24 protein-coding genes, 1 other RNA gene and 1 pseudogene are annotated in these 24,405 nt (G+C 39.9%); 11 read left to right on the plus strand and 15 right to left on the minus strand.

Annotated elements, in window-relative coordinates; genetic code table 11:
- The first annotated feature begins 52 nt into the window (after positions 1-52).
- The 4 genes from B1202_RS01170 to B1202_RS01185 all read left to right on the plus strand — a co-directional run bounded on the left by B1202_RS01170 (position 53) and on the right by B1202_RS01185 (position 2,944).
- Positions 53-436, plus strand: a complete 384-nt coding sequence (locus B1202_RS01170) for a DUF2237 family protein (protein ID WP_078188698.1) — start codon at positions 53-55, stop codon at positions 434-436.
- Positions 436-1,029 carry a Maf family protein gene (locus tag B1202_RS01175; protein WP_078188699.1) on the plus strand — a complete coding sequence of 198 codons (594 nt, stop codon included), beginning with the start codon at positions 436-438 and terminating at the stop codon, positions 1,027-1,029. The genes B1202_RS01170 and B1202_RS01175 overlap by 1 nt, the downstream gene beginning before the upstream one ends.
- Positions 1,030-1,135: 106 nt before the next feature.
- A complete protein-coding gene (locus B1202_RS01180; protein ID WP_143221547.1) occupies positions 1,136-1,681 on the plus strand; it encodes a hypothetical protein in 546 nt (181 codons plus the stop codon).
- 96 nt (positions 1,682-1,777) lie between these two features.
- Positions 1,778-2,944 carry a cupin domain-containing protein gene (locus B1202_RS01185; protein ID WP_078189202.1) on the plus strand — a complete coding sequence of 389 codons (1,167 nt, stop codon included), beginning with the start codon at positions 1,778-1,780 and terminating at the stop codon, positions 2,942-2,944.
- A gap of 51 nt (positions 2,945-2,995) precedes the next feature.
- On the opposite strand, the gene B1202_RS01190 is transcribed toward B1202_RS01185, so the two are convergent.
- The 6 genes from B1202_RS01190 to B1202_RS01215 form a co-directional block, all read right to left on the minus strand.
- Positions 2,996-3,691, minus strand: coding sequence for a hypothetical protein (locus B1202_RS01190; RefSeq protein ID WP_078188701.1), 696 nt, complete (start codon positions 3,689-3,691; stop codon positions 2,996-2,998).
- Positions 3,692-3,712: 21 nt separating this feature from the next.
- Positions 3,713-5,605, minus strand: a complete 1,893-nt coding sequence (locus tag B1202_RS01195; protein WP_078188702.1) for an ATP-binding protein — start codon at positions 5,603-5,605, stop codon at positions 3,713-3,715.
- Positions 5,605-6,288 carry a response regulator transcription factor gene (locus tag B1202_RS01200; protein WP_078188703.1) on the minus strand — a complete coding sequence of 228 codons (684 nt, stop codon included), beginning with the start codon at positions 6,286-6,288 and terminating at the stop codon, positions 5,605-5,607. Before B1202_RS01200 ends, B1202_RS01195 begins: the two co-directional genes overlap by 1 nt.
- A 224-nt stretch (positions 6,289-6,512) precedes the next feature.
- Complete coding sequence (locus B1202_RS01205; protein ID WP_078188704.1) at positions 6,513-7,292, minus strand: glutathione S-transferase N-terminal domain-containing protein; 780 nt, start codon at positions 7,290-7,292, stop codon at positions 6,513-6,515.
- Positions 7,293-7,439: 147 nt separating this feature from the next.
- Positions 7,440-7,952: a ribonuclease E activity regulator RraA gene (gene rraA / locus B1202_RS01210; RefSeq protein WP_078188705.1), complete on the minus strand. Its 513-nt coding sequence runs from the start codon at positions 7,950-7,952 to the stop codon at positions 7,440-7,442.
- Between the two features lie 10 nt (positions 7,953-7,962).
- Positions 7,963-8,628: an NAD(P)H-binding protein gene (locus tag B1202_RS01215; RefSeq protein WP_078188706.1), complete on the minus strand. Its 666-nt coding sequence runs from the start codon at positions 8,626-8,628 to the stop codon at positions 7,963-7,965.
- 215 nt (positions 8,629-8,843) lie between these two features.
- Here B1202_RS01215 and rpsT point away from each other — a divergent pair, with 215 nt between their 5' ends.
- Complete coding sequence (rpsT, locus tag B1202_RS01220; protein WP_078188707.1) at positions 8,844-9,110, plus strand: 30S ribosomal protein S20; 267 nt, start codon at positions 8,844-8,846, stop codon at positions 9,108-9,110.
- 104 nt (positions 9,111-9,214) lie between these two features.
- On the opposite strand, the gene B1202_RS01225 is transcribed toward rpsT, so the two are convergent.
- Positions 9,215-11,809: a M66 family metalloprotease gene (locus B1202_RS01225; protein WP_171262567.1), complete on the minus strand. Its 2,595-nt coding sequence runs from the start codon at positions 11,807-11,809 to the stop codon at positions 9,215-9,217.
- A gap of 444 nt (positions 11,810-12,253) precedes the next feature.
- On the opposite strand from B1202_RS01225, the gene B1202_RS01230 reads away from it, so the two are divergent.
- On the plus strand, positions 12,254-12,697 hold the full coding sequence (locus B1202_RS01230; protein ID WP_078189203.1) for a hypothetical protein: 444 nt from the start codon (positions 12,254-12,256) through the stop codon (positions 12,695-12,697).
- An 88-nt stretch (positions 12,698-12,785) separates the two neighbouring features.
- Here B1202_RS01230 and B1202_RS01235 read toward each other — a convergent pair whose 3' ends face one another.
- Together B1202_RS01235 and B1202_RS01240 are read right to left on the minus strand one after the other, a co-directional pair.
- Positions 12,786-13,529 (minus strand): histidine phosphatase family protein, encoded by a 744-nt coding sequence (locus B1202_RS01235; RefSeq protein ID WP_078188709.1) that lies wholly within the window; start codon positions 13,527-13,529, stop codon positions 12,786-12,788.
- 69 nt (positions 13,530-13,598) lie between these two features.
- Entirely contained in the window at positions 13,599-14,450 is an 852-nt protein-coding gene (locus B1202_RS01240; RefSeq protein WP_078188710.1) for a 3'(2'),5'-bisphosphate nucleotidase CysQ family protein, read from the minus strand.
- A 13-nt stretch (positions 14,451-14,463) separates the two neighbouring features.
- On the opposite strand from B1202_RS01240, the gene B1202_RS01245 reads away from it, so the two are divergent.
- The 4 genes from B1202_RS01245 (at position 14,464) to B1202_RS01260 (ending at position 17,514) form a co-directional block, all read left to right on the plus strand.
- Complete coding sequence (locus B1202_RS01245; protein ID WP_078188711.1) at positions 14,464-15,165, plus strand: HAD-IA family hydrolase; 702 nt, start codon at positions 14,464-14,466, stop codon at positions 15,163-15,165.
- Complete coding sequence (locus B1202_RS01250; RefSeq protein WP_078188712.1) at positions 15,158-15,598, plus strand: RNA-binding S4 domain-containing protein; 441 nt, start codon at positions 15,158-15,160, stop codon at positions 15,596-15,598. The genes B1202_RS01245 and B1202_RS01250 overlap by 8 nt, the downstream gene beginning before the upstream one ends.
- A gap of 145 nt (positions 15,599-15,743) precedes the next feature.
- Complete coding sequence (recA, locus tag B1202_RS01255; protein ID WP_078188713.1) at positions 15,744-16,787, plus strand: recombinase RecA; 1,044 nt, start codon at positions 15,744-15,746, stop codon at positions 16,785-16,787.
- A gap of 82 nt (positions 16,788-16,869) precedes the next feature.
- Positions 16,870-17,514: a regulatory protein RecX gene (locus B1202_RS01260; RefSeq protein ID WP_078188714.1), complete on the plus strand. Its 645-nt coding sequence runs from the start codon at positions 16,870-16,872 to the stop codon at positions 17,512-17,514.
- A gap of 106 nt (positions 17,515-17,620) precedes the next feature.
- On the opposite strand, the gene ffs is transcribed toward B1202_RS01260, so the two are convergent.
- Positions 17,621-17,717: signal recognition particle sRNA small type (ffs, locus tag B1202_RS01265), an RNA gene on the minus strand.
- A gap of 291 nt (positions 17,718-18,008) precedes the next feature.
- Here ffs and B1202_RS01270 point away from each other — a divergent pair.
- Positions 18,009-18,870: pseudogene (locus B1202_RS01270) on the plus strand (YbgF trimerization domain-containing protein).
- 59 nt (positions 18,871-18,929) lie between these two features.
- Here the strand turns inward: B1202_RS01270 and lpxA are convergent.
- Genes lpxA through bamA form a run of 5 tightly spaced genes read right to left on the minus strand, consistent with a single transcriptional unit; the run spans position 18,930 to position 24,365 of the window.
- Complete coding sequence (lpxA, locus tag B1202_RS01275) at positions 18,930-19,718, minus strand: acyl-ACP--UDP-N-acetylglucosamine O-acyltransferase (RefSeq protein ID WP_078188715.1); 789 nt, start codon at positions 19,716-19,718, stop codon at positions 18,930-18,932.
- The gene (gene fabZ, locus B1202_RS01280; protein WP_171262576.1) at positions 19,715-20,200 is read right to left on the minus strand and encodes a 3-hydroxyacyl-ACP dehydratase FabZ; all 486 of its coding nucleotides are present in this window, start codon (positions 20,198-20,200) and stop codon (positions 19,715-19,717) included. Before fabZ ends, lpxA begins: the two co-directional genes overlap by 4 nt.
- Positions 20,201-20,205: 5 nt before the next feature.
- Positions 20,206-21,276, minus strand: coding sequence for a UDP-3-O-(3-hydroxymyristoyl)glucosamine N-acyltransferase (gene lpxD / locus B1202_RS01285; RefSeq protein WP_078188717.1), 1,071 nt, complete (start codon positions 21,274-21,276; stop codon positions 20,206-20,208).
- A 3-nt stretch (positions 21,277-21,279) separates the two neighbouring features.
- The gene (locus B1202_RS01290) at positions 21,280-21,780 is read right to left on the minus strand and encodes an OmpH family outer membrane protein (RefSeq protein WP_078188718.1); all 501 of its coding nucleotides are present in this window, start codon (positions 21,778-21,780) and stop codon (positions 21,280-21,282) included.
- 41 nt (positions 21,781-21,821) lie between these two features.
- Complete coding sequence (gene bamA / locus B1202_RS01295) at positions 21,822-24,365, minus strand: outer membrane protein assembly factor BamA (protein ID WP_078188719.1); 2,544 nt, start codon at positions 24,363-24,365, stop codon at positions 21,822-21,824.
- Positions 24,366-24,405: the final 40 nt, after the last annotated feature.

Genomic DNA, 24,405 nt, shown 5'->3' on the forward strand with positions numbered 1-24,405 from the left:
AGAGCCAAAGTTTTGTTATGATAGCGAAAAGCCTTATAAAGATTCAGCGCTTATGTCGATTCATCCAGACCCAAATATTAATCGTTTAAATGTTTTAGGCGAACCCTTGGCAAGCTGTTGTTTTGATCCGATTACCGGATATTTTAGAAATGGCTTTTGCCATACAGCAACAACAGACCTTGGTCAGCATACGATGTGTGCACAAATGACATCTGAATTTTTAAACTTTTCCCAAAAAGTTGGCAATGACCTAATCACACCCTTACCCGAAGTTGGTTTTCCAGGACTACAACCTGGTGACTTCTGGTGTATCTGTGTGACTCGCTGGGTGGAAGCGTATCAAGAAGGATTTGCCCCACCTATTAAAATACAAGCGTGTCACCAAGCGGCGCTGTCTTATGTGCCGCTTGATGTACTTATGGAATATGCAGTGTAATGAGTACTCCCAAAATCATTTTGGCTTCGAGCAGCCAAACCCGTAAAGACCTGATGGACCGTTTACGGATTGATTACCACTCAATCGTACCAGATATAGACGAAACACCTCGCGGTGAAAACCACGCCGATGAGTTAGCGAAGCGACTGGCATTTGAAAAAGCTTCAGCGATTGCAAACCAGCACCCAGACGCAATTGTGATTGGTTCTGACCAAGTCGCATGGCGCGAAGGCGCACCGGATATTTTTATTGGTAAACCGCTTTGCGATGAAAAAGCCGTTAAGCAGCTTCAAGCCAACTCTGACAAAATCGTTTATTTCAGTACTGCACTCAGTGTCCAACAAAAATCGACAGGTTTTGAACAAACCCTTGTCGAGCACTATAAAGTGAAGTTTCGCAAACTTAGCTTGCCTGAAATTGAACGTTATGTTCAGGTTGAACAGCCGCTGCACTGCGCTGGCAGTTTTAAATGTGAAAGTTTAGGGATTAGCTTATTTGAAGAAATGATCGGGCAAGACCAAACCACACTCATGGGTATGCCGATGATTAAACTCTGCAATATTTTGCGTGAGCTTAAGATCTTAGTCCCATAATTTTAAAATCTTTATCCGTTACAGCATAATAAACACATCATTAGCTCTTTATGGGCTAATGATTAAAAAGTCACTTACTTATTTATTACAACCAAGAACTGAAAACATGAAAACGTTTAATTTAATTTCATCTAGCCTCATTAGCATTAGCCTTCTATTTTGTTCGACAAACGGTCATACCAATACAGTGAATCAAACTGTGACCAACTCTCAGCAATACAATAAAAACTTAGTCAATGAGTGGGTTCAATATAAATTTATCTATGCAGAATTAGAACAACAAGGCGCTGCAATGCAGGAACAAATCATTCAACAGCTAGGCACTAAAACCAAAACCGGTGGTAGTAACTCGCCAGAACAACAAATCAATAAACTGGTTGCTCTAGGCAAACAAAAATTTGAAAGCATTCAGCCACAAACAGTTGAAGTTAAAAAACTTCTAAAACTACAAACCGAAAATGTTGAAATGATGGCAAAAGTCATGCCGAATCATTTTAAATTAATGTCTGATAAAGAAAATACTAAAATTGACACCAATGCACATTTTGAGCAATTCATGAAATTTTCAGCGACAACGGCTGCTGCCAATAGCTATGATTTGGAAGTTGAAAAATTAGTCATGCAATATCTCAAAGACAATCCTTTACAATAGTCTCAAGTTAATCGCAATAATTTAATGAAATAGAGCCTTGCTAAAAACAGGAATCTCAAGGGACAATATATCCATTGAAATTGTATGTATTTAGCTATGGCTCATTCTCTTGACATCCTCGGCGGCATCAGCGCTGAACGATTCCTTGCCGAATATTGGCAAAAAAAACCATTATTGGTTCGTAATGCACTCCCTGAAATTGCCCAAATACTTGAACCGAAAGACGTTCTAGAATTGGCTTTAGAAGACAATGTCACTGCACGTCTCATCAAACAAAAAGATCGTGATCCTAAGCAATGGACAGTGAAATCGTCTCCACTACTTAAAGCCGATTTTCAAAAAATGCCGAAACTGTGGACTTTATTGGTTCAAGCTGTCGATCATTATTCTTTTGACCTAGCCGAGCTATGGAAGCAGTTTTCATTTATTCCGCAATGGCGTCGTGATGACATCATGGTGTCGTATGCACAAAAAGGCGGCTCTGTCGGACAACATTTTGATTTTTACGATGTATTCCTTGTTCAAGGCTATGGTCACCGTCGTTGGCAATTGGGTCAGATGTGTGATGCCGATACTTCATTTGTCGAAGGTCAACCGCTTCGCTTACTGCCAGAAATGGACGTTCATTTTGATGAAGTGCTTGCTCCCGGTGACTTACTTTATGTGCCACCAGGCCTATCACACTATGGCGTAGCTGAAGATGAATGTCTGACGTATTCATTTGGCTTCCGCATGCCAAATGTCACTGAAATGATGGATCGTGTGACAGACAAATTCACAGACAATCCTCTACTTAAAAATCCATTAACTGACATTTTACGTGATCAAATCAGTGCGATCGGCCAAGTGACTGAAAATGAGCTTGAGTATTTAAAAGAAAAGTTATTTGAACAATTGCAAAATTCAACCGTACTTGAAGATGCAATCATGAGCTTAATGTCAGAACCTAAATATCCTGACAATATTCCTGAAGCAGAAGAAATCGGCACTGGTGATTTAGAGGAAGCTCTAGATCAAGGCTATCAACTCATGTTAGAACCTGCTTCACGCTTACTTTACACAGAGCAAGATGGTGATATTTTGTTTTGGGCAAATGGCGAAGGCATCTGTATCTCAGACGAATTTGCAGTGCATTTAAAAACCATTGCCGATGGTCAAAGTCTAGCGCTAGACGAATCTTTATATGATGCTGATATCTTAGAAGATATTGCCATGCTGTTAAATGAATCTGTGCTCATACTGGTCCCGACAGAAGCTGAATAAAATCAATAAAAAAGGGAGCGTCATGCTCCCTTTTTATACTGCTGAATAGCATTATTTTCGCTTTCTACGATTTAAAAAATCTTCAACTTGATCGGCTTTTTTCTCCACGATGACGCGATAAACCCATACAATCAATAACACCAATCCAATAAACCAAAGATAACGTATTACGCCGTATTGACTACCTTTGCCTTGCCAAATTTGTAATTCAATACTTTGAAACTCCACATTCCTCGACTCCAACAAACTCAGTTGACTGGTCATGCTATTTGGATCATTGACAGCATTGACTGAAAAAGGCGCACCATCCATGACAAAAGTAAAATCTTGTCCTGCATCTAATGTTTCTAATCGTTCAACCTGATCAACACCTGCATCCATTTGCATGAGGTTACTTGAGGTTTGTTGAATAGCGGCATTGTAGTTATCAATTTGAAATTTTACAGATACCTCACCACTGGTCATTGCCCTACCTTTGACCAACAAAACTGCACGATATGGGTTTTGGCTCGATGTCGCCGTGTAATCCACTGCAAAATTTTTAGTGTTTATTGCATTTGTATCGCTTTGACTTTCTGTGAGTAATTGCTGAATTTCTTCGGAGCTTAACACTGCTTGTTGGAACAAAATCTGCCCATACTCACCTGGTTTAGGCGCTTGATCCTGTGAACCACAAGCGGCGATAAAAGTGACACAGCAGAACAATGCAATGCCCTTAAGTTTATTTAATATCGAATTGTTCATCATTTTTATTATTTCAACATATTATTATGCAGCTGATTTTAAATTAATTTCTGTATGAATAATCGTACAGCCTTGCTGAGAATGAATTTTGAAATTCCCACCTATACGCTCTACACGCATTTTCATACTTCGCATACCAATACTCATGCCATGGTTAGAAACACTCTCAACATCAAAACCGACGCCATCATCTTCAATAGTTAATAACAATGCGCCATTCTCGAATTGTGACAGCGTCACATTGACATGATTTGCTTGGCTATGTTTCACAATATTGGTCAGGCTTTCTTCAATCACTCGTATTAAAGTCAGGCACTGAATTGCTGTTGGTTTGATCGCCCACTGCGAAGGAATGCACCATTTGGCATTCATTTCCACTTCATCCATCAACTGACTAAAGCGATGTCGAACTGGTGCGATCCAGAGCAAAGGTGAATCTGGCACCTTACTGTCCAAAGATGATCCACTATCAATAATTTGCCTTAAATCATCCCGTAATAATTTCAACATCGACAAGAACTGTCTATTTGGAATATTACTTTCACACTGATCAACCAAGATCATCGAGCGCACAATGGATGCGCCCAGACCATCATGCAGATCATGCGATAATTTAATCCGTTCCTGCAGGCGTACATTACTCAGTTCAAGCTGATGTTTATCATTCAGGCTACTGCATAACTCATCACTGACTTTCTGAACTTCAAATGCCAGATCATCATTATATTTTTCAATTTTTTGTATATTACGATTGAGCCTCGCCCCTAAGATCACCACTATAAATAAGGTAATAATCGGTGAGGTAAAAGGTGATAATGGTGTAAAACCTTCTTTTGGAAAGAGGACCAAGACCGTGATGTCTGCAATGACAATCACAATAATCGCCGTCATACAGGATGCGAGTAAAATATAGTCTCTTCTTCTTTCTTTGAAACTAATCCTACAGAGATAGAGGTAGGTGAAAAAAAAGAATGCGCAATACAACAAGAATATAATGTTTGAAACATCCGCATTTCGCTCAAACGGCCAGATACACACCACACCAATCAGTGCAGCTGTCAGCATGGTGAATGACAGTTCAATGCGCGGAAATTTACGCCCAAGAAAGCGCAAGATATAGATACTAAAACACTGAAAGTACAGCATTGCAAATATCAGATTGGCTTTGGTGGAAAATATTGAATCTGGGTACGGAAAAGTTTCAGTGGTCAATGCATTACTGAGAAATAAAATCCACAACACCGTTGATAGTGCAAACCAGCCAAAACTGGTATCACGACGCCGCATCAACCAAATAATGAAGCAAATTAGACCCAAGACCCCAGAAAGAAAAATATTTAACTGTAATATGGTTCGGCGTGTCCACGTGGCTTCTTCAGCCTGCTCTACCGTTGCCATGACATTGTTAAATTTCACTGGACCCAAGCCAGCATTTAGACTCGAGTAGCCATAAACATAGATCAAGGTTTCATTATGATCATGCTTGATTCCACTTATCGGTAAAATCCAATAGCGTGCAACATTCCAACTTTTAGAAATCGGTTCTTGAAGATTTTTATTGGTCCACAGCAAGTCGCCATTCAGAAATACTGAACCCGTATTAATGATGTAATCAACATATAGTGCGATGGGTTCTGCCAAACGGGCATTATTTTTACAGTACCAAGACCAGTCTAATTTATACCAAGCACCACCTTGATAACCCTCCCAGTCTTTATCTTCTTTCCAACGGTCAGGTAATTGCGTGGTTTTCCATCCCGTTCTGGGTAATTCTTGACTGGATGGTGTCTTCACCCGTGAAATGCTATTTACAGTTACATTACATTGATCATTTACAGGGAAAACTTGCTCTGCATGACTCAAACTCCCCCATACTAAACAGAGGATAAATAAGAAAAAATATCCTCCTTTACGCATTATAGAATACCCATAGATCTTGCTGTACTCACGGCTTTGGTTCGTTTCGTTACGGCTAATTTTCGATAAATATGTTTAATATGGCTTTCTACCGTATAGCGTGAAACAAAAAGCTGTTCAGCAATCTCACGGTTACTCAAACCTTGAGCAACCAAACATAAAATTTCTTTTTCACGACTGGTCAGCAGGTTCAAGTCTGCTTCATCGGCGACGGTTTGTTCTGGACTTGGCGCTTCAGCTTCGGATATTTGTTTAAGGATTTCTCGTGCAATAAATGGGTCAATCGGCGCCCCACCACGTAAAATACTCCGAATAGATAAAAGTACTTCAGCATCATCACGTTCTTTTAATACATAGCCCGTTGCACCTGCTTTAATTGCGGCAAATAAGCTTTCTTGTGTACTCCATGCAGAGACAACCAAGATCATGGTATTACTTTCGAGGGAACGTATTTTTTCAATAATTTCGATACCACTACCATCAGGCAAACCTAAGTCAACTAAGGCTAAGGATATCGGTTGGGTCTCTACGGCTTGAATAGATTCTTTGACATTTTTGGTGAAGATAAGCTCTTCCCGCTTATAACCCAGCTCCGTCAAAATTTGACGTAAACGTAATTGAATAATTTCCTCATCTTCAACGACGAGCACAGGTACGGGTAGTATGACTTCTTGTGGTGACATGATTTACTTCCCCCGAAAAATGAAATGTCTTTTACATTAACGAGTTTAATCCTTTTAGGATATCCCTGTAATTAAGTAAATTTCTTATTTTTAACAATTTATTCTAATTCAATTTGCGCAATTATGATGCATTTTTCTTCTAATTTTAGACCCATTTATCATTACAATATGTGTATAGCCATCTGTCTGACTATACACTGCACTTAGCTTAAACTTGAGTGAGATTAGCTTAAATATTGCTTTTTCAAATATTGCACAATTTTTTCAGATTCGAAAAGTTCAACACCAGTATTGGGATCTTTCAAGTATGGCACTTGAATATTGTTCCCCATGATTTTTAACACTTGTTCACGCTTACCACCTTTCAGGGGTACATATTTACCAGGTTTTAAGCGCATTACTGCTAATCCCTGATCTTGCCAACGCTCCTTAGCCACATTATGAAAAGTATATGCCAGCTCCATTTCAGACAATGCGCTACGTACAATGCGTGTATATGGACTCGCTTCAAAGCCCCACAGTTCTAAGAGTTGAGTTGGAGCATCACGATGAATGACTTTACGCTGTACCCACACTCCTTGAGCCCCATTAATTAAGGTTCCAACATAGGCAACATACGGAATTTTAGGATAACTGGCATATTTCTTAGGCGTTTGGCCTGTTTTGCCATAATGTTTAAATAGATGATGAATTATTTGCTGAGATTCGTACAAACGATCCCCAGTATTGTCATCCACCAAGAAAGGAAATTGTTGTTTTCCACCTAATTTCTGCACGTCTAAACGGTACTTTTTAGCCCCTTTGGGACATGGGTAGACCTCATAATCCAAATTGAGTGTGGTTAGTACTTCTCGTACACGACGACAATAGGGAGACCCTTCAAATTCGTACAGTTTAAGGGCTTTTTCAGGTTGTTTCGGATAAGGCGTCCCATTTGTACCACGTCCGCCCTCTGCTACGCCTGAGAGCAACGCTTGCGCCACTTTTATTTGATGCAATAACATACATTTCTTCCTTTCTTCTTTTATTTCGTATTTTTATACAACAGCCGAGAGCCCTCAGCTGATGTTTGTATTTTCTTTTTCACATTTATATCGTCGTGTATGAGCAAGAATCACACTTTCATTGCGCGACTAAAAACTCAAACACACTTATAGAGCAACCAATTGCTCTTTTGAAACAACGATGCCGTTATTATCAGCATAGATAAAATCACCAGACTGAATGTTTACACCACCAAAACTTAATGGAATATCTGTTTCACCCACGCCTTTGCGGTTACTTTTTTGTGGAATCGCAGCCAAAGCATGCACACCTAAATCAAGTTCGGCTATCGCATCGACATCACGCACGCAGCCATAAATAATGACGCCATTCCAATGATTATTGACTGCAGATTCAGCAATCATATCGCCCATCAAGGCACAGCGCATCGACGCACCACCATCCACAACCAATACTTTACCCGTACCATCGGTTGCCAATAATTCTTTAACACGTGAGTTATCTTCAAAACATTTGACCGTCACCACCTGGCCGCCAAAACTTTTTCGTGCACCATAACTTTGAAAGAATTTACCATCCAACGACGGGATCACCACTTGTATTTCTTTGTCTGGATGATCATCAAGTAAATCACAAGTGACGAATGGAACTGTAGACACGGTATTTCCCTCATTTAATTGTTAGTATGCGTAAATTATCATAAATCTCGAACTTTTCAGTCTGAGTTTGTGCCGCCTCGACCATAGTATGAGCCACTTGCTGTGCTGTCACTGGCTTAAATTTAAAACGGTCAGGTACAAAATGCGAAAAGCGCCTATAAAGTTTCTGTGTCGCATCTTCTAAACCTCGAGATTCATGACGTTCACCAAGCAACAGCGAAGGTTTTAAAATAGAAAGTTGATTTAACTTTAAGGTTTTTAAATAATATTCCAATTCACCTTTGACTCGATTATAAAAAAACGCGGAATTGGCTTTTGCGCCCATTGCACTGACAATGATCAGATGTGTGTCTGTATATTCTAATAATTCAGCGAAATGTGCATTGATGCTAAAATCGATATGATAAAAATGATCTTTAGACCCTGCTTTTTTAATCGTCGAGCCTAAACAACTAAAGGCATGACTATAATCTCTCACATCATCCTGAGTCAGGGAAAGAAAGTCGCTGATCACCAATTGTTGAACTTTTGCCAGTCCATTCAGTTCGTGGTCACGTTGACGTACCACAGCTGTAATATTCTTACATCCTGTATTTTGACTGAGCTGACGAACCAGCTCCCGCCCGACCAATCCTGTTGCCCCAATGACAATTGCATTCTCTATACTTTTAGTCATTTTTCATACAATCTCAATAACTTTAGACTAATCTAACGTTTTCTTTAAAATTTTTCTGCATCTAAAATGTTGTCAAAGCATGTCAAGACTTGACTTAAGCGCTTAGTTTAATCACAATATGGCACTTGTTTACGGGCTGGTGATAGTTCTTCTGATGTTGGTTTTCAGATGTAATTTCAGCCCGCCCAGACCAATCTATTTCAAGGAGTGCACGAGTGGCAAACTCTGCTCAAGCAAAAAAACGTGCTCGTCAAAACGTTAAAGCACGTCAACACAACGCAAGCTTACGTTCTATGGTTCGTACTTATCTTAAACGCACAGTAGCTGCTATTGCTGCTGGTGATTACGCTGTCGCTACAGAAGCTTACAAAAAAGCTGTTCCTGTAATCGACCGTATGGCTGATAAAGGCATCATCCATAAAAACAAAGCTGCTCGTCATAAGAGCCGTTTAAATGCACAAGTTAAAGCTTTAGCTAACTAATTTGTTGCGATGAAAAAAGCCCTTTTTAGGGCTTTTTTTGTGCCTATCGTTTTTTAAAAGCAAAAAAATAAGGTCCAATAAGGACCTTATTTTCTATTTACAGATTATTTATTGATCAGTTTCATATTCGTCGCTGATAAATATGTCCATAATAAGTTTTGGCTCGCTGTCAAATTTGTCCAACGTTGATTGCCACCATTGGTACAGCTATATCGAATTAAATCCGCACGGTTATTCTGCAAACGTCCCGTATTTAAATCCATACATTGACCACTTTGACGAATCGTTGTAGTCGCAGGGTCCATGGTCCAAATTTGGTTGGTTTGGTTTAACACGCAACGTTCTAGCGTCACTTTAGCTGAACCACCATTGCCAGTAATACATTGATCTGGATTTGACTTGCTGTGTATACGACCAATGGCATCATATACCCACTGTTCAGTATCATCCGCCGTACATCCGCTTGGGCCACTGATGTATAAATTTAATGTTCCATCAGTTAAGGTTTCAGATTTCAAACAGTTGTTACCATTTTTGATCAATGTCGCCTGCTCGAACAAACCTTCTTGAGTGACTGAAAGCTTTTTCATAAATGCTTCAAGTGCACTTTGTGCCTCAGGTAATTGATTGGTTAAGTCTTGTGCATACACATTCATCCAACGATTTAGTCGGTATGCGGTGTTTTGTTGCGATTCATAACGGGTTAATTGCTGACGCGCCACACTATTCATTAATGACTTGTCATTTTTATATGACTCATACAGCATTTTTTCAGTTGGATTTAGTGCAACAACAGCATTTGCAGCTTGCGCTTCCAAAGCACTTTCCAATTGAGGAAGTTCGATAGCACGCAAAGCACTATAACCATGTTGACGTCCAATTTTGACGGCCGGCTTGATCGCTGTGCTGTAGACTGGAATATCAATATTTGCTAATAATTTGGCTTCTTCACCTGCTTTTTTACAGTATAAATCGACCTTCTGTGGTTGATCTGCCAAAGCTAAATTGACATGCAGTTTATTGGCATTACTACCTAATCGTGCAGGTGCTAAAGCAATATTGTTGACTTTATGAGTGTATTGCACATTCAACCAACATGCCGCTTGATCTAAGGCCGTATTGGCAGCTGTTAGATCATAAACATTGCCCCAGTTTGAACGTGCCGCAGGATATAACAAACCGACTTGATTGACAGGATCATAGCCACCTAAAATTGTAATGACAGGCTGACCAAATACCCGTGGTCGTGGATAATTTTGATCTGCGTTGTACCAAACTGGAGCCGTCGAATTTGGCATTTTCGGTTGTGCGACTTCCATCTCACGAGTGGTTTTGTTCCACTTTTTGTAGCCGGTAGGTGATGTTTCATCCCAGATATAACGGTCAAAGTGCGGTTGAATTTTCAGGAATGTACTGTAACCCGTGTAGTGCGTATATCGTGATACATTACTATCGGTATACCCACCAGACATGGCATCTTTACCGTATGGGAACATATTTTTAAAATTAGGGATCCCATTGCTACCATCCCACTTCCATGTTGCTGTCCACGATAAATTACCACGCATCATATGACGGTTAGCAATATAACCCCATCCACTATCCGCATGATGTGCAGCCCAAAATAGATTGTCACCCACCTGACCAGGGTAATGCCCTAAACCATAGTGATGGCCGATTTCATGGCTAAATTCATTCCCTACAGAATCATAAAGTGTCAGCATACCATTACCACCACTCAGGCCATGGGTATGCACACCATTGGCATAGTTCCCCTTCGTATGATGGACAACCACTGTTTGAGTTAATTGTGGCTGACTTTGGTTGGCCATAGATGCACTAGTAATGCCCCAGTTGGCTAGGTTTATACCAACACTAAACGTTGATTTACCGACATCTTCACGCATGTCTCCTGCATAAACACCACCATCTCCGGCACTTTTACTGTCATAAATAACACCTGAAGAAACCATTGCACGTGTTAACTGCATATCATCATATTGTGCAACCGTCATTTCTGCTGCAGGAATGGTTTGGAAATAATCTGTACCCGCTTTTTCAGGCTCAAGCAGCATATAGTGACCGGTAGAATTTGGCTTATCTGCCAACATACCAACACGGATATTATTTAAAACCAATTCACCAGGTGCAGCAAAATCGATTTTATCCTCAGCCAATTCACCGCTGACTTTATTTGCGTCGATAAATTTTAATCTTAGACCAGGTTTAACTTCATCCCAATTGAGTTTCGTGGTCCACGCGCGTTTACTGTACCAAACATCTGGACGACCTCTTTGCCCACTCTGGTCTGAAACAGGCATTTGCGTCGGATCATCCAATGTCGCAGTGCGCACTAAGCGATTGTTTTGATAGATTTCTACTTTGAGTTGCTTGATGTTTTGCATATCAAGCGTTGGTGTCACGATAAGCAGCGCTTCTTTTTCACTGGTTAAACGTGGCATTTTCTTGGCTTCGTTCGCATTCGGGTCTACAACATGACTTTGACCAAATTGAACTTGCGCTGAAAAGCTGCCGACTAAATCATTTCGTATTTCACGAACAACATCATTGGCATCGTAGTCATAAAAACCAATGCTTGTTTCATCGACTATATCTTGGGTCGGTTCTGGATAACTGGCAGTTGATACAGAGCCACCTGAACTATCACCACCACCTCCGCCACCACAAGCAACTAACATTAATGACACAATACAAATTGATAATTTGTTATATGAAAAACCTATCACACTTTTCACTACTATTCCCCAATTAGCCACAAAAAAATCCAATTAAGAGACTTATATAAAATATATAAATCAATAAGTTACAACAATGTTAATGCTATTTTCTTTTTATTAATCATTCAATTGCCGCGTTTTGTCACTTATTAACAATTCAAATTAAATCTAAATATTTAGTATTAAATGAATCACGATTGCTGTGACAGGTACTTCACTTTTCAACTAAAATTAAGATGTAGGCCTTTAAATACAATCGTATATTCCCGACAAAAATTGTCAGGATATTTTTAGAAACTTTGTAAATAAAAATTTTTAGAAATGGTTTAATCCCATATATTTTTTATGGTATTTTAATTTTCATCCTAGGCAGCCTTTGCTGTACAAATGAAAAGAGGGATGAAAATGTCGATTAACCAATTTTTGCCATCATTAGAAAAATTTGCAGAAGCAGAACATCAATATATTGAATATTTTACATCGAAAGGTGAAAAAGACATTTTAGGTAAAGTCATTTCAAATATGAAATCGACCGCAGAGATTCAAGCCTCTCAAGGCGTAGACTCATGGTTAGCATATGGCGTGTATTTACCTGCTGTAGAACGCATCTTTGCGCTGCATCAAGGTGAAACAGAAGCTGAATTTTTTGAACGCACACAATATCCCGTTGAACTCGTGCAAGCGTATAGCATTAAAGATCATGACATTGCGACATTGATTGCTGCAGACAAATACAGTCGAATCCACCAACAGCATCTCCCTGTTAATACTAGTCGCTGGCCTTATAGTGACGACGGTTCAAGTATTGATTTAAATCAATACCCTGCGCGAATTAAAGCCAATATTTAATCTTTTATTTAGTAAAATATTGAAGCAGATAAAAAAGGCATCCATTTATAGGATGCCTTTTTTAAATATTTTGTATGCGCAAAAATACTTAGAGTTGCTGTTCAGCTTGCTGAAATTCACGAATATTTAATTCATTGAGTTCACCACGCCAAATCCATTTCAGTTTAGATTCAAGGAATACATCTCCTTCAAACCAAACAAATAGTCCTTCCATCATTTTCGGCCAGTCTTCGCGTGTCACGATATTTTTACCTGAAATAATGGCAAGAATTGCAGCCAAAATCGTGTCATGACTCACCGCTAGACTCAGCCCATAATCATTGGTTGGATGAGTGTTGTAAATCAACTCCAATACATCTACTACCCCATGAATAGGCTGTTTCATCCCCGGCAAAGCATTATTCACAAAACTATTGATAAAGCCTAAAGCACCTTGCTTTTGAAAGTATGGTCCTGCTTTTTTTATATCGAGCACAAAACTTCCCGGCTCGACCAATAATCCTTGTTCAATGATTTCTATATGGTGGGTATTTGGCTCAATCGTGACATTATCTGCACCTTGAATCATCAATGCTGCCGTATCCACACAGCGCTGAATTGGACTCGAAATACAGTGCTGAATAACACGGTCGGTATTTTCAACCAAATAGCTGCCCCACGCTTCGGCTAAATCACGTCCTTGATGCGTCAGTTGCAAGTCATAACCGGCCAAGCCTTGTCCTTGTACAACTTCACGAATGGAATGACGTGTAAACAATGTTACAGGCGTCTTTTCATCCGGCAATAAGTCTATTGCTTTCAGCATACTCGGTGGGAGCAAATCTAGGGCCATAATTGACAGTTCTTAAATGCAGGAGATTTAACGGAGTGTGCTGACACTATAGCATGAACCCGATTTAGCTCAAGTTTTGTCAGGCATGTTTGCCAAAGCATTTAAGGCCAATTCTTTCATTTCGGCATTTTTAAATGCAATAAATCCACCATTTAATAAAGTCGTGCGTTGGTTATATAAAAATGCGCGACCTTTAAAATCAACCAAGCCACCTCCAATACGCTCGATTAAACATTGTCCAGCGCTGGTATCCCATTCACAAGTCGGATGAAAACGCGGGTAAATATCCACTTGATCTTCTAACATCATACAAAACTTATATGCACTACCGGCATGGTAGGCCTGATAAGGAGTGAGTTTTTCTAAAGCGTCTAGATAGTCCGTATAAATCGGTTTATTTTTGGCACTCTGACTCAAGCCAACGTGTACGACATTCTCAACAGAGGTTTCAACATATTCATACCATGTGGTTGACTGGCTATCATATTTCAGCGGCAGTCCCGCAAATGGGCAAATATATACGCTATATTCCCCCGGGATCGCCAATATGGCAAAGGTGGTATTGGCCCCATCTACCAAACTCAGATTAATGGTAAATTCAGGTCTTTTATGTAAAAACTCTTTGGTACCATCCAAGGGATCAAGCAGCCAAAATTTTTGCCATTGCATACGTTCAGACTTGTCACCCTCTTCTGACAATACAGGCAAGTTAGAAACTTTGGATAATGCTTGGGTAATATAGCTATTTGCACGATAGTCCGCCTGCGTTACTGGTGAATCATCACTTTTACGTTCCACATCAAAATTCGCACCTGAGCAATAACGCTGATATTCTTCTCGCAAAATTTCGCAAGCTTGTGTCACAATGGGAACCAACTGCAAAATCAGTGGGTCTTGCGGTGCTGTTGTTGTTTTAAACATAGAATACCTTTATATGCCAAATTACTCAGAAAAGCCGACGATCATTTTCGATATGGACGGTACTTTACTCGATCTTGCTTATGATGATTTCATTTGGAATGAGCTGCTGCCAATTCGCTATGCTGAACAGCATCAGTGCTCACTCGAACAAAGCAAGCAAACGCTATTTAGTTTTTATCAACAACATAATCATACCCTAAAATGGTACTCCTCTCGCTTTTGGACGTCACAAGTTGGCGTTGATGTTCTGGCAATGCAAATAGAACAAAAAGCCAAAGTAGCCAAACGCGAAGGCTGCATTGAGCTGCTTACCTATCTTAAGGAAAATGGCTATCCTATTTGGCTTGCGACCAATGCCGACTATGCAGGCTTACAATTCAAACTTGAAGAAACCGGTCTTCGTGATTTTTTCGATGTGATCGTCAGTTCAGAGACTCTCGGTCATGCCAAAGAGTTTATTGAGTTTTGGCAAATATTAGCAAGCAAACATCCCTTCGATGCAAAAAACTGTTATTTCATTGATGACACAGAAAAAGTGCTTAATGGTGCAAAACTTTTTGGGATTGAACAGCTCTATTCGATTCAGCAGCCTTCATCTGCCAAAGCGCCTCGCGAGACTTGCAATTACCCAATGCTGTCCGCATTAACAGATTTAATCCCTATTTTAGAAGCTCAAACGACTGAGCAAGCCGAGGAACAGAAAAAATATGCGTAAATCAAATCTAGCCGAAGATGCGGTTGGTATGCGTATAGACAAATGGTTGTGGGCTGCACGTTTTTTTAAAACACGCTCTATTGCCAAAAATGCTATTGAAGGCGGTAAAGTTCATCACAATGGCGAACGCGTTAAAGTCTCTCGTGAAGTTCGTGTAGGCATGGAATTAACCATTGCCCAAGGCCTTGAGAAAAAAACCGTGGTGGTGAAAGCATTGTCGGATGTTCGCGGGCCTGCCCCAACCGCTCAGCTGCTTTATGATGAAACTGAGGTCAGTATTGCAAAACGGGAATTGCTCGCATCACAAAGAAAGTTGCATAATCTAGCTCGGCCAGATCATCGACCAAGTAAAAAAGATCGTCGAGATATTAGTAAATTTAAAAGAGAAAATGATCAACAGTTTGACCAGCAATGGTCTTATAATGATGATTAAGTTAAAGCGTCACAACATGTCGCACCTGTTGTGATTTTCATAGAACAAAAGGATGATTTCTGTCACTATACCCTCGTGGAACAGATTTAAACTGAATACATCCACTTGAGTATATTGTTTCGTGACATCGTATTGAGGTTGTAAGATGGATGATAATAAAAGCAAGGCGTTAAATGCGGCCTTAAGCCAAATTGAAAAGCAGTTTGGTAAAAACACCGTAATGCGTCTTGGTGATAATACTGTACAGGCGGTTGAGGCTGTCTCTACGGGTTCTTTAACACTAGATATCGCACTAGGTATTGGTGGTTTGCCTAAAGGTCGTATCGTAGAAATCTACGGTCCTGAATCTTCTGGTAAAACCACCATGACATTACAAGCCATTGCGCAATGTCAAAAAACTGGCGGTACTTGTGCATTCATCGATGCTGAACATGCATTAGACCCTCAATACGCACGTAAACTTGGCGTAGATATTGATAACTTACTTGTTTCACAGCCAGACAATGGTGAACAAGCGCTTGAAATTGCAGACATGCTGGTACGTTCAGGCGCCATTGACCTGATCGTTGTCGACTCGGTCGCTGCACTTACCCCACGTGCCGAAATTGAAGGCGAAATGGGTGACTCACACATGGGCTTACAAGCTCGTCTGATGAGCCAAGCACTGCGTAAAATTACCGGTAATGCGAAACGTTCTAACTGTATGGTGATCTTCATTAACCAAATCCGTATGAAGATTGGTGTAATGTTTGGTAGCCCTGAAACCACAACTGGTGGTAATGCACTTAAATTCTATGCGTCTGTACGTTTAGATATCCGCCGTATTGGTCAAGTAAAAGAAGGCGACGAAATCATTGGTTCAGAAACCAAAGTAAAAGTTGTGAAAAACAAAATGGCTCCTCCATTCCGTGAAGCGATTTTCCAAATTCTTTATGGTAAAGGTGTGAACCATTTAGGTGAGCTTGTTGACCTCGCGGTACAACAAGAAATTGTTCAAAAAGCAGGTGCTTGGTATTCATACCAAGGTGACAAGATTGGTCAAGGTAAAAACAATACCATTCGCCACTTAGAAGAACACCCTGAACTTGCACAAACCATTGAAAAACTGATTCGTGAACAACTTCTGACTACGGGTACAGCACCTGTAGAAGACAAAGACGAAGAAGAACCAGACTTTTTAGATGCTTAATTACAGCATGCTTTAATAGCAGACAAAAACGCCCTACGGGGCGTTTTGTTTTGCACTCAAAATTTGTATTAAAATGCCCCTCATGACTAAAGACAATTTTCCACTCTTGCTCGACTACGAAGCACTGAAACAACAGTTTACAGAAGCTGAAGAAACTACCTGCGCAATTCATGCTGCACAAACTGACATTTCACATGACAATGCTTCGGTGATCGATCACTCTGCGTTGCATTTTGATGCCAATGGTAAAGATATTCATGCTGAAAAAAAACCAGGACTGCGCGGCTCTCGTCTACGCTCGTACGCCTTTGCAGTACTCACACGCAAAGAATACTCAAAAGCGGATTTAATCGAAAAATTAGCACTGTATGCGGATAGTCGTGAAGAAGTCATACACTTGGTGGAAGAACTCGCACGTGAGAACTATCAAAGCGATCAGCGTGTAGCAGAAATGCTGTTGTCGAGTCAAAAACGTAAAGGTAAAGGTCCCAACCGTATAAAGCTCGCTTTAAAAAATAAAAAAGTAGACAGTGAATTAATTCAGGATGAATTAAAAGAAACAGATTGGGTCGCCGAAGCCTACCAGCTCAAGATCAAAAAATTTGGCAAAGCTGTTGAACGTGATCCAAAACAAAAAGCCAAACAAATACGTTTTTTACAATATCGAGGATTCGATCTCGATACGATTTTTAAAGTGATTGCACGTAAAGAATTTGATGACGAATAAAAAAGATATAGATCTAAATGATGAATTAATAAAACTAAAATAAAGAAGAATCTGGGATTGAAAAATGAGAGGAAGTTTAATTTATTATTATTGAAACTGGTGGCAACCCTACCAGCAAGACTTCGGCACATCATATTTCTACTACCGTTGCTACCTTCCGGTCCTGGCGGGGTTTGTAGAGTACAATTGCGAAGTAACCGGCAGGGCTACCATTGCAAGAACAAAGTATAGAGATTTTTAATAAACATGCAAGACTAAAACCAAGAATTCCTGAGTAGAAAACACTGTTTGATTATTTATAAATCAATATGATGGTCGATGATGTAGAAAACGTGAAACATCATCACTATATTTTTACTTTAATACACAACAAGATTGTAAAAGCTTATTGCAATTCAGAACTTTGGCGTTTTTAATGTGCTTATCGTTTTATCTAAAGCAGTCTGTAATAAAACTATTCAATACGGACATGCTTGCAACTACATGGAATTTTTATGATGTTTAAACAGCATGTATTGTGTGCCCTTACATTGACTTGTTCAGGTACACTATTTGCCAATATTCCAATTGAATCTCGCGGTTTGAGTGGCGCTGATAATGGCACTGTGTATACAGCAAATAATACAGCCATTCAAACAGGTGCTGGCTCTACCCCTACGCCAACAAATTTAAATTGGCAGCTCATGCAGAAGAACCAACAGCTCGAAAATGAATTGCGTAGCTTACGCGGTAAAATGGAAGAGCAAGACAATATTATCGAACAATTAAAAAGTGAACTTACAAACCGCTATGCAGATTTAGATCAACGTTTAGAGCTACTCCAACAAAAAGTAGATCCGAGTGAAGACACAGAGGCTGCGGAGGATAACCAACAAGGTACTGCACCCAGTAGCAGCTAATACAGCGCCTACACCTGTTAAACAACCTACGACCCAAGCAACATTAAGCTCATCTGCAAAACAACCTGTAAATGCAGGTGGTGACTCACTTGAGCTTGAGAAAGCAGCGTATACCGTTGCTTTAGATGCATACAAACAAGGTGGTGCAAAAAAAGCCATTGCACCAATGAAAAACTTTATTAAAAATAATCCTGACAGCGTCTACATTAGCAACGCATATTTTTGGTTAGCTGAGTTCAACCTGGCTGTTGAACCGACCAACTACGCAGAAGCGAAAAAGAACTATAGTATTGTGGTCGATCAATACCCTGAGTCGACCCGCGCGCCTAGAGCGTTATATCAACTGTATAGCATTGCAAAAGACGTCGATCGAAATAGCAGTTTAGCAACGCAGCTCAAAACCAAGCTTATCCAAAAGTATCCTAAATCTGAAGAAGCAGGCTTTGTTAAAAAATAGGACTATTTTTAACGCAAAAAAAAGACACCTTATAAGGTGTCTTTTTTTATTCGCGGCATTTAGCGTACGATACCACGCTTAGACTGCTCAAGTGAGTCAATCAACAATTGCGCTTCTGCCACATCAGGCAAAATTTCAGTACGAATACGCTCAATCGCTTCATTCGTCGTTAAACCATCTTTATAGATCAATTTAAAGGATTCACGTAAACCTTGAATCACATTTTTAGACCAACCTTTACGACGCATGCCTTCAATGTTCATGGCAAAAGCATGGGCTGGATTACCAGATACCATGACATAAGCAGGTACATCTTTCAAAATAAGCGATGCACCACCGATCATACTGTATGAATCGATTTTACAAAATTGGTGAATACCAGAGTTACCACCTACGATGACATAATCACCGATATGGACATGGCCTGCAACGCCGACGTTATTAGCAAAGATATTGTGATCACCTACCACACAGTCATGTGCAATATGTGTATTCACCATCAATAAATTATGACTACCAACTTTTGTTAGACCCTGATCTTGAACAGTACCACGGTGTAAACTACAGTGTTCACGAATCGAGTTGTGATCCCCGATTTCTAACCACGTTTCTTCACCAGCATATTTCAAGTCTTGGCAGACTTCACCAACACTGGCAAATTGAAAAATTTCGTTATGTTGACCAATACGGGTATAACCACCCACCACAACATGTGAATGCAGTTTAGTACCCGCTCCAATTGTGACATTAGGACCAATAATACAATATGGTCCAATTTGCACATCCGGAGCAATTACTGCTGATGAGTCAATAATGGCGGTAGGATGAATTAATTCGTTATTGCTCATGCTTTCTCTGTTTTCTGATGCGAAACCATAATTTCCGCGGTTGCTGCGACTACGCCATCTACAGTGGCAACACAATTATATTTGTAAATGCCACGCTTTTGCATCACTAATTCTGATTTTAATACAAGTTGATCGCCTGCAACGACTTGTTTTTTAAATCGGACCTTTTCTGCACCAGCAAATAAGAACAACGAACCCGCTGAAGGTTTCTCATTATTCATGATGAAACCTAAGATACCCGACACTTGCGCCAATGCTTCAACAATCAGCACACCCGGCATAATTGGGTATTCAGGGAAATGGCCTTGTAAAAATTCTTCGTTAATCGTTACATTTTTATAGCCTACAATCCCGTTGTCAGTCACTTCAACAACACGATCAACCAATAAAAACGGATAACGATGTGGCAAATATTCACGAATAGTCTGAATAGTCATTGGTAATTCAGGTTTTGTGAAAGCTGGGGTATTCGACTCTGTCATCATAATTATTTACGCAATTTAAATGTTGATTCAAGGGACTCAATTTGAGACTGCATATGATCAAGTCGTTTGACCAATTGGGTCAATGGCACATCTGCTAATTGTTTAAAGCGGATTGCTGCCTTTTTCCAAGAACCACTTTCAAGCATTGGTGTACCTGAAGAATAACTTCCAGCAACGGAAATACTTTTTGTGACCATTGACATACCGGTAATTGTCACATTATCTGCAATATTAATGTGACCTACGATACCAACAGCCCCTGCTAGCACACAATTTTTGCCAATAGTTGTACTACCCGCAATGCCACATTTCGCAGCCATTGCCGTATTTGCACCAACTTTGACGTTATGCGCGATTTGCACAAGGTTATCAATAATGACACCATCTTCCAAAATTGTGTCATCTAAAGCACCACGGTCGATACTACAATTTGAACCAATACGCACATCATTCCCGATACGTACAGAACCTAATTGAGCAATACGATGCCATTTCCCTTGATAAGGTGCAAAACCAAATCCTTCACCACCGACCACCGTATTTGCATGGATACGTACACGATCACCTAACTTGGCTTCACCAGTAATCGTCACATGCGAATCGATAAAACAATCTTTACCAATTTCTACACCATGATCAATCTTCACTTGGGATTCAATGCGAGTCCCTTCACCCACCACGCTATTCGCACCAATCACCACATAATGCCCAATATAAGCAGTATCAGAAATGATTGCGGAAGGATGAATTTGGGCAGTACTTTCAATCCCTGTTTCTACAGATTTTTTTTCAAAAAAATGCGTCAGAATAGCGAAAGCCAGATACGGATTGGGTACAACAATGAAGTTTTGCTGTGAAGGGATTTGTGACTGCATGTCTGCAGTCACAATCAGCGCACCAGCCTGAGACTGTTGAGCTTCATTCAGATATTTATCTGCGTTTAAAAATGCAAGCTGATGCGGTTGAGCACTCTCTAAACTTGCCATTCCACTGAATTGCAAGTCTAGCTGGCCAATACATTGACCTTGAACAAGTTGAGCAAGCTTTTCTAAACTGAATTTTTGAGAATTCATTGATTATTTAATTGCATTAACCTTTTGAATCATTTTATCAGTTAAATCAAACTTAGGGTCATACGCAAGTGCTGAATTTTTATTCAAAACAACATCTAACTTATTTTCTGTGCGCAATTGTTCTGCAACTTGCTTGATTCGAGTATCCATCGTGCGATTTAAGGACTGAATATTCCCTTGAACCGAAGCTTGAACTTTTTGCTGTAAATCAGTCAGCTCTTTAAGTTTAGCTTGATACTGTTGACCCATTTGCTGCTTTTGCGCAACAGTCAACTTATCACCACCCTGCTGAGCTTTCTGTTGCATTGCTTCCAGCTCTTTTGCCAGTGATTCAATTTTAGTGGTTTGTGGTTTCAACTGCTGTTGAATTTGAGCATTTTGTTGTTTTAGATAAGTGCTTTGATCAACCACCTTTTCTAAATCAACCACACCGTAACCTGCTGCATGTACCACAGCAGAACATGACATACCCAATACCGCCAAACCAGCAAATAATTTATTCATCTTATCAACCTGTAATTTTGTTATTCCCAGAAGGGTCGTACTTAGAACGTACGACCAATCTCGAATTGAATTTCTTTTGTTTCATCGCCAGCTTTGTCATTAAGCGGGAATGCATAACTCAGTGAAATTGGGCCAATCATCGTGATCCAAGTAAAGCCTGCACCAACGCTATAACGCATGTTATTCATATCAAAGCCGTAGTTATCTTTACAGTATTGACGGTCTTCACTAGATTTAGGAACGTCACATTGGGTATCAAATACTTGTGCGCCTTCAGCAAACAATACTGGACGAACTTGACGCGCCCAATCACCTTTAAATGGCACAGGTAAAGCTAATTCAGTACCAAATTGAATTAAAGCATTACCACCGACTTCCTCTGGATCGTAGTCAACCTGATTTTGCGCATCATAATACACACCAGGATATTTCGGCCCTAAAGTACTGTTATCATAACCACGTACCGAACCAAAACCACCTGCATAGAAGTTTTTGTAGAACGGTAAATCATTACCATAGCCTAACTTACCGTAACCACGTAATACAAAGTCTTTACCGAGTGGGAAATAAGCTTGTGCATCGTAAGTGATTTTTTGATATTCAACATCACTACCTGGTAATGCAATTTCGGCATTAACGCGGTGTGACATGCCCGATGTAGGGAATACAGGGCGATTCAAGGTGTTGTATGACCAACCCAAGTTAAGGTTATAAGTTAAGAAATCACCTTTAAACGCACTGTCGTATGATTCTTCAGGTACTGCGCAAGTGTTGTGAGTAACAATTTTATTACCTTCACTATCTAGTACAAAATCTCCATTCTCATCAGTTTTGTATACAGGCACAGTTAATTGTGAGTTACCTGACGCATCCGTAGGACAGAATGATGTAGTATCCGTCGCCTTCCCGCCATTTGCGAGTAAATAATCACGCACATAGGTAGAAACATATGGACCTGTTGTCACTTCGGTATTATCAATATTCAAACCCATACTGATACTTTGGTTTTCATCGATCGGATAACCAAAGTTGATACCACCACCAAAACTGTCAGTGACGTAGTTGTTAACGTTATAGTCGTCATCTAACTTGGTTTTACGGTAGTACAAGTTATAACCACGGCGTACACCATCAATTGTGAAGTACGGGTCAGTTACACTGAGGTTGTAGTAATCTTGAGTCTCTGATCGTGACAAATCGATAGAAACCGCATTACCTGTACCCAAGAAGTTGGTTTGACTCAAACCTGCTTGGAAAGTTACACCGCCACTTTGTGAGAAACCAACAGCCAAAGTACTTGTACCCGAATGCTGTTCTTCAACATTTACATTTAAATCAATTTGATCTGGGGTGCCCGGAATACGTGCAGGTTTAACATCAACAGTTTTAAAGAAACCAGTACGCTCTAAACGCACTTTAGACAAATCAATTTTTTCGTTACTTGCTAATGCGCCTTCCATTTGACGCATTTCACGACGTAGAACTTCATCAGCTGTTTTCGAGTTACCTGTGAAATTAATACGGCGAACAGTGACTTGCTGACCCGGATTCACATAGTAATTTAAATCAACCAATTTGGTGTCTTTGTTGATTTCAGGAACAATGTTCACTTCTGCAAAGTAGTAACCTGCGTTACCGTATTTACGAAGTAAAAGTTGTTTCACACCATTCACTTTTTCTTGTGAATATAAATCGCCATCTTTATAGAGTTTTAATGCGTTTAAATCAGTTTGCGTATAAAGCGTATCACCTAAGAAATGGGTTTCACCAAACTTAAATTGTTCGCCTTCATCCACCGAAACTTCGATAAAGACATGCTTTTTATCTTCACTCAAATTCAGACTTGAATTGCTAATGTTGAAGTTGATGTAACCTTTGTTGAGATACATCGCACGTAAAGCTTCTAAACTCGCAGCCATCTTTTCACGTGCATAGCGGTCATTACGAGAAATGATCGAGTTCCAACCACTTTCTTTTAATGCAAAAATTTGTTTAATTTCGCTTTCTTTAAAGACCGTATTACCAATGATATTGATATCAAATACTTTGGCAGATTGACCTTCTTCAAACTCGATTAAGACATTGACACGGTTATTCGGTTGAGCGGTTGTAATCACTTTGACATCAGCATCATAACGACCTTGCTGCATGTACTGTTGTTCTAATTCAGTTTCAACCGTTTGCAAAGATGATTTCTTTAAAACCTCACCTTCGGACAGACCCATTTTCTTTAAGCCTTCTTCCAAGGCTTCTTTAGGAATAAGTTTATTGCCTTTTAGCTCAACTTTAGAAATTACTGGGCGTTCAACCACTGTATATATAAGGGTATTACCGACTTGTGAAGACTTCACATCATCAAACAACCCCGATGCAAACATGCTACGAATTGAGTTTGAAATGATTTGATCATTGACACGATCACCAGCGGAGAATGGGATCATTCCGGCTACATTGTCAGGAGTTAAACGCACTAAGCCATCAACACGAATATCTTGTACTACAAAATCATCTGCTGCATATACTTGTTGTGCTACGGCCATAGCACTAACCAGTGCCAATGGCATAAATAAATGTTTGTGCTGCATGCCAGTCTTTTCCGCTGTTAATTTATTTCGTATAACGTTC

Origin of the sequence: Acinetobacter amyesii, assembly GCF_002018365.1 — a bacterium.
In the GTDB taxonomy this organism is placed as follows: domain Bacteria; phylum Pseudomonadota; class Gammaproteobacteria; order Pseudomonadales; family Moraxellaceae; genus Acinetobacter; species Acinetobacter amyesii.

What these genes read in the sequence shown, in the direction of transcription:
- B1202_RS01170 (WP_078188698.1), top strand. Translation starts at nt 53, where the DNA reads ATGTCGATTCATCCAGACCCAAATATTAATCGTTTAAATGTTTTAGGC.
- B1202_RS01175 (WP_078188699.1), top strand. Translation starts at nt 436, where the DNA reads ATGAGTACTCCCAAAATCATTTTGGCTTCGAGCAGCCAAACCCGTAAA.
- B1202_RS01180 (WP_143221547.1), top strand. Translation starts at nt 1,136, where the DNA reads ATGAAAACGTTTAATTTAATTTCATCTAGCCTCATTAGCATTAGCCTT.
- B1202_RS01185 (WP_078189202.1), top strand. Translation starts at nt 1,778, where the DNA reads ATGGCTCATTCTCTTGACATCCTCGGCGGCATCAGCGCTGAACGATTC.
- B1202_RS01190 (WP_078188701.1), bottom strand. Translation starts at nt 3,691, where the DNA reads ATGATGAACAATTCGATATTAAATAAACTTAAGGGCATTGCATTGTTC.
- B1202_RS01195 (WP_078188702.1), bottom strand. Translation starts at nt 5,605, where the DNA reads ATGCGTAAAGGAGGATATTTTTTCTTATTTATCCTCTGTTTAGTATGG.
- B1202_RS01200 (WP_078188703.1), bottom strand. Translation starts at nt 6,288, where the DNA reads ATGTCACCACAAGAAGTCATACTACCCGTACCTGTGCTCGTCGTTGAA.
- B1202_RS01205 (WP_078188704.1), bottom strand. Translation starts at nt 7,292, where the DNA reads ATGTTATTGCATCAAATAAAAGTGGCGCAAGCGTTGCTCTCAGGCGTA.
- B1202_RS01215 (WP_078188706.1), bottom strand. Translation starts at nt 8,628, where the DNA reads ATGACTAAAAGTATAGAGAATGCAATTGTCATTGGGGCAACAGGATTG.
- B1202_RS01225 (WP_171262567.1), bottom strand. Translation starts at nt 11,809, where the DNA reads ATGTTAGTTGCTTGTGGTGGCGGAGGTGGTGGTGATAGTTCAGGTGGC.
- B1202_RS01230 (WP_078189203.1), top strand. Translation starts at nt 12,254, where the DNA reads ATGTCGATTAACCAATTTTTGCCATCATTAGAAAAATTTGCAGAAGCA.
- B1202_RS01235 (WP_078188709.1), bottom strand. Translation starts at nt 13,529, where the DNA reads ATGGCCCTAGATTTGCTCCCACCGAGTATGCTGAAAGCAATAGACTTA.
- B1202_RS01240 (WP_078188710.1), bottom strand. Translation starts at nt 14,450, where the DNA reads ATGTTTAAAACAACAACAGCACCGCAAGACCCACTGATTTTGCAGTTG.
- B1202_RS01245 (WP_078188711.1), top strand. Translation starts at nt 14,464, where the DNA reads ATGCCAAATTACTCAGAAAAGCCGACGATCATTTTCGATATGGACGGT.
- B1202_RS01250 (WP_078188712.1), top strand. Translation starts at nt 15,158, where the DNA reads ATGCGTAAATCAAATCTAGCCGAAGATGCGGTTGGTATGCGTATAGAC.
- recA (WP_078188713.1), top strand. Translation starts at nt 15,744, where the DNA reads ATGGATGATAATAAAAGCAAGGCGTTAAATGCGGCCTTAAGCCAAATT.
- B1202_RS01260 (WP_078188714.1), top strand. Translation starts at nt 16,870, where the DNA reads ATGACTAAAGACAATTTTCCACTCTTGCTCGACTACGAAGCACTGAAA.
- lpxA (WP_078188715.1), bottom strand. Translation starts at nt 19,718, where the DNA reads ATGAGCAATAACGAATTAATTCATCCTACCGCCATTATTGACTCATCA.
- fabZ (WP_171262576.1), bottom strand. Translation starts at nt 20,200, where the DNA reads ATGACAGAGTCGAATACCCCAGCTTTCACAAAACCTGAATTACCAATG.
- lpxD (WP_078188717.1), bottom strand. Translation starts at nt 21,276, where the DNA reads ATGAATTCTCAAAAATTCAGTTTAGAAAAGCTTGCTCAACTTGTTCAA.
- B1202_RS01290 (WP_078188718.1), bottom strand. Translation starts at nt 21,780, where the DNA reads ATGAATAAATTATTTGCTGGTTTGGCGGTATTGGGTATGTCATGTTCT.
- bamA (WP_078188719.1), bottom strand. Translation starts at nt 24,365, where the DNA reads ATGCAGCACAAACATTTATTTATGCCATTGGCACTGGTTAGTGCTATG.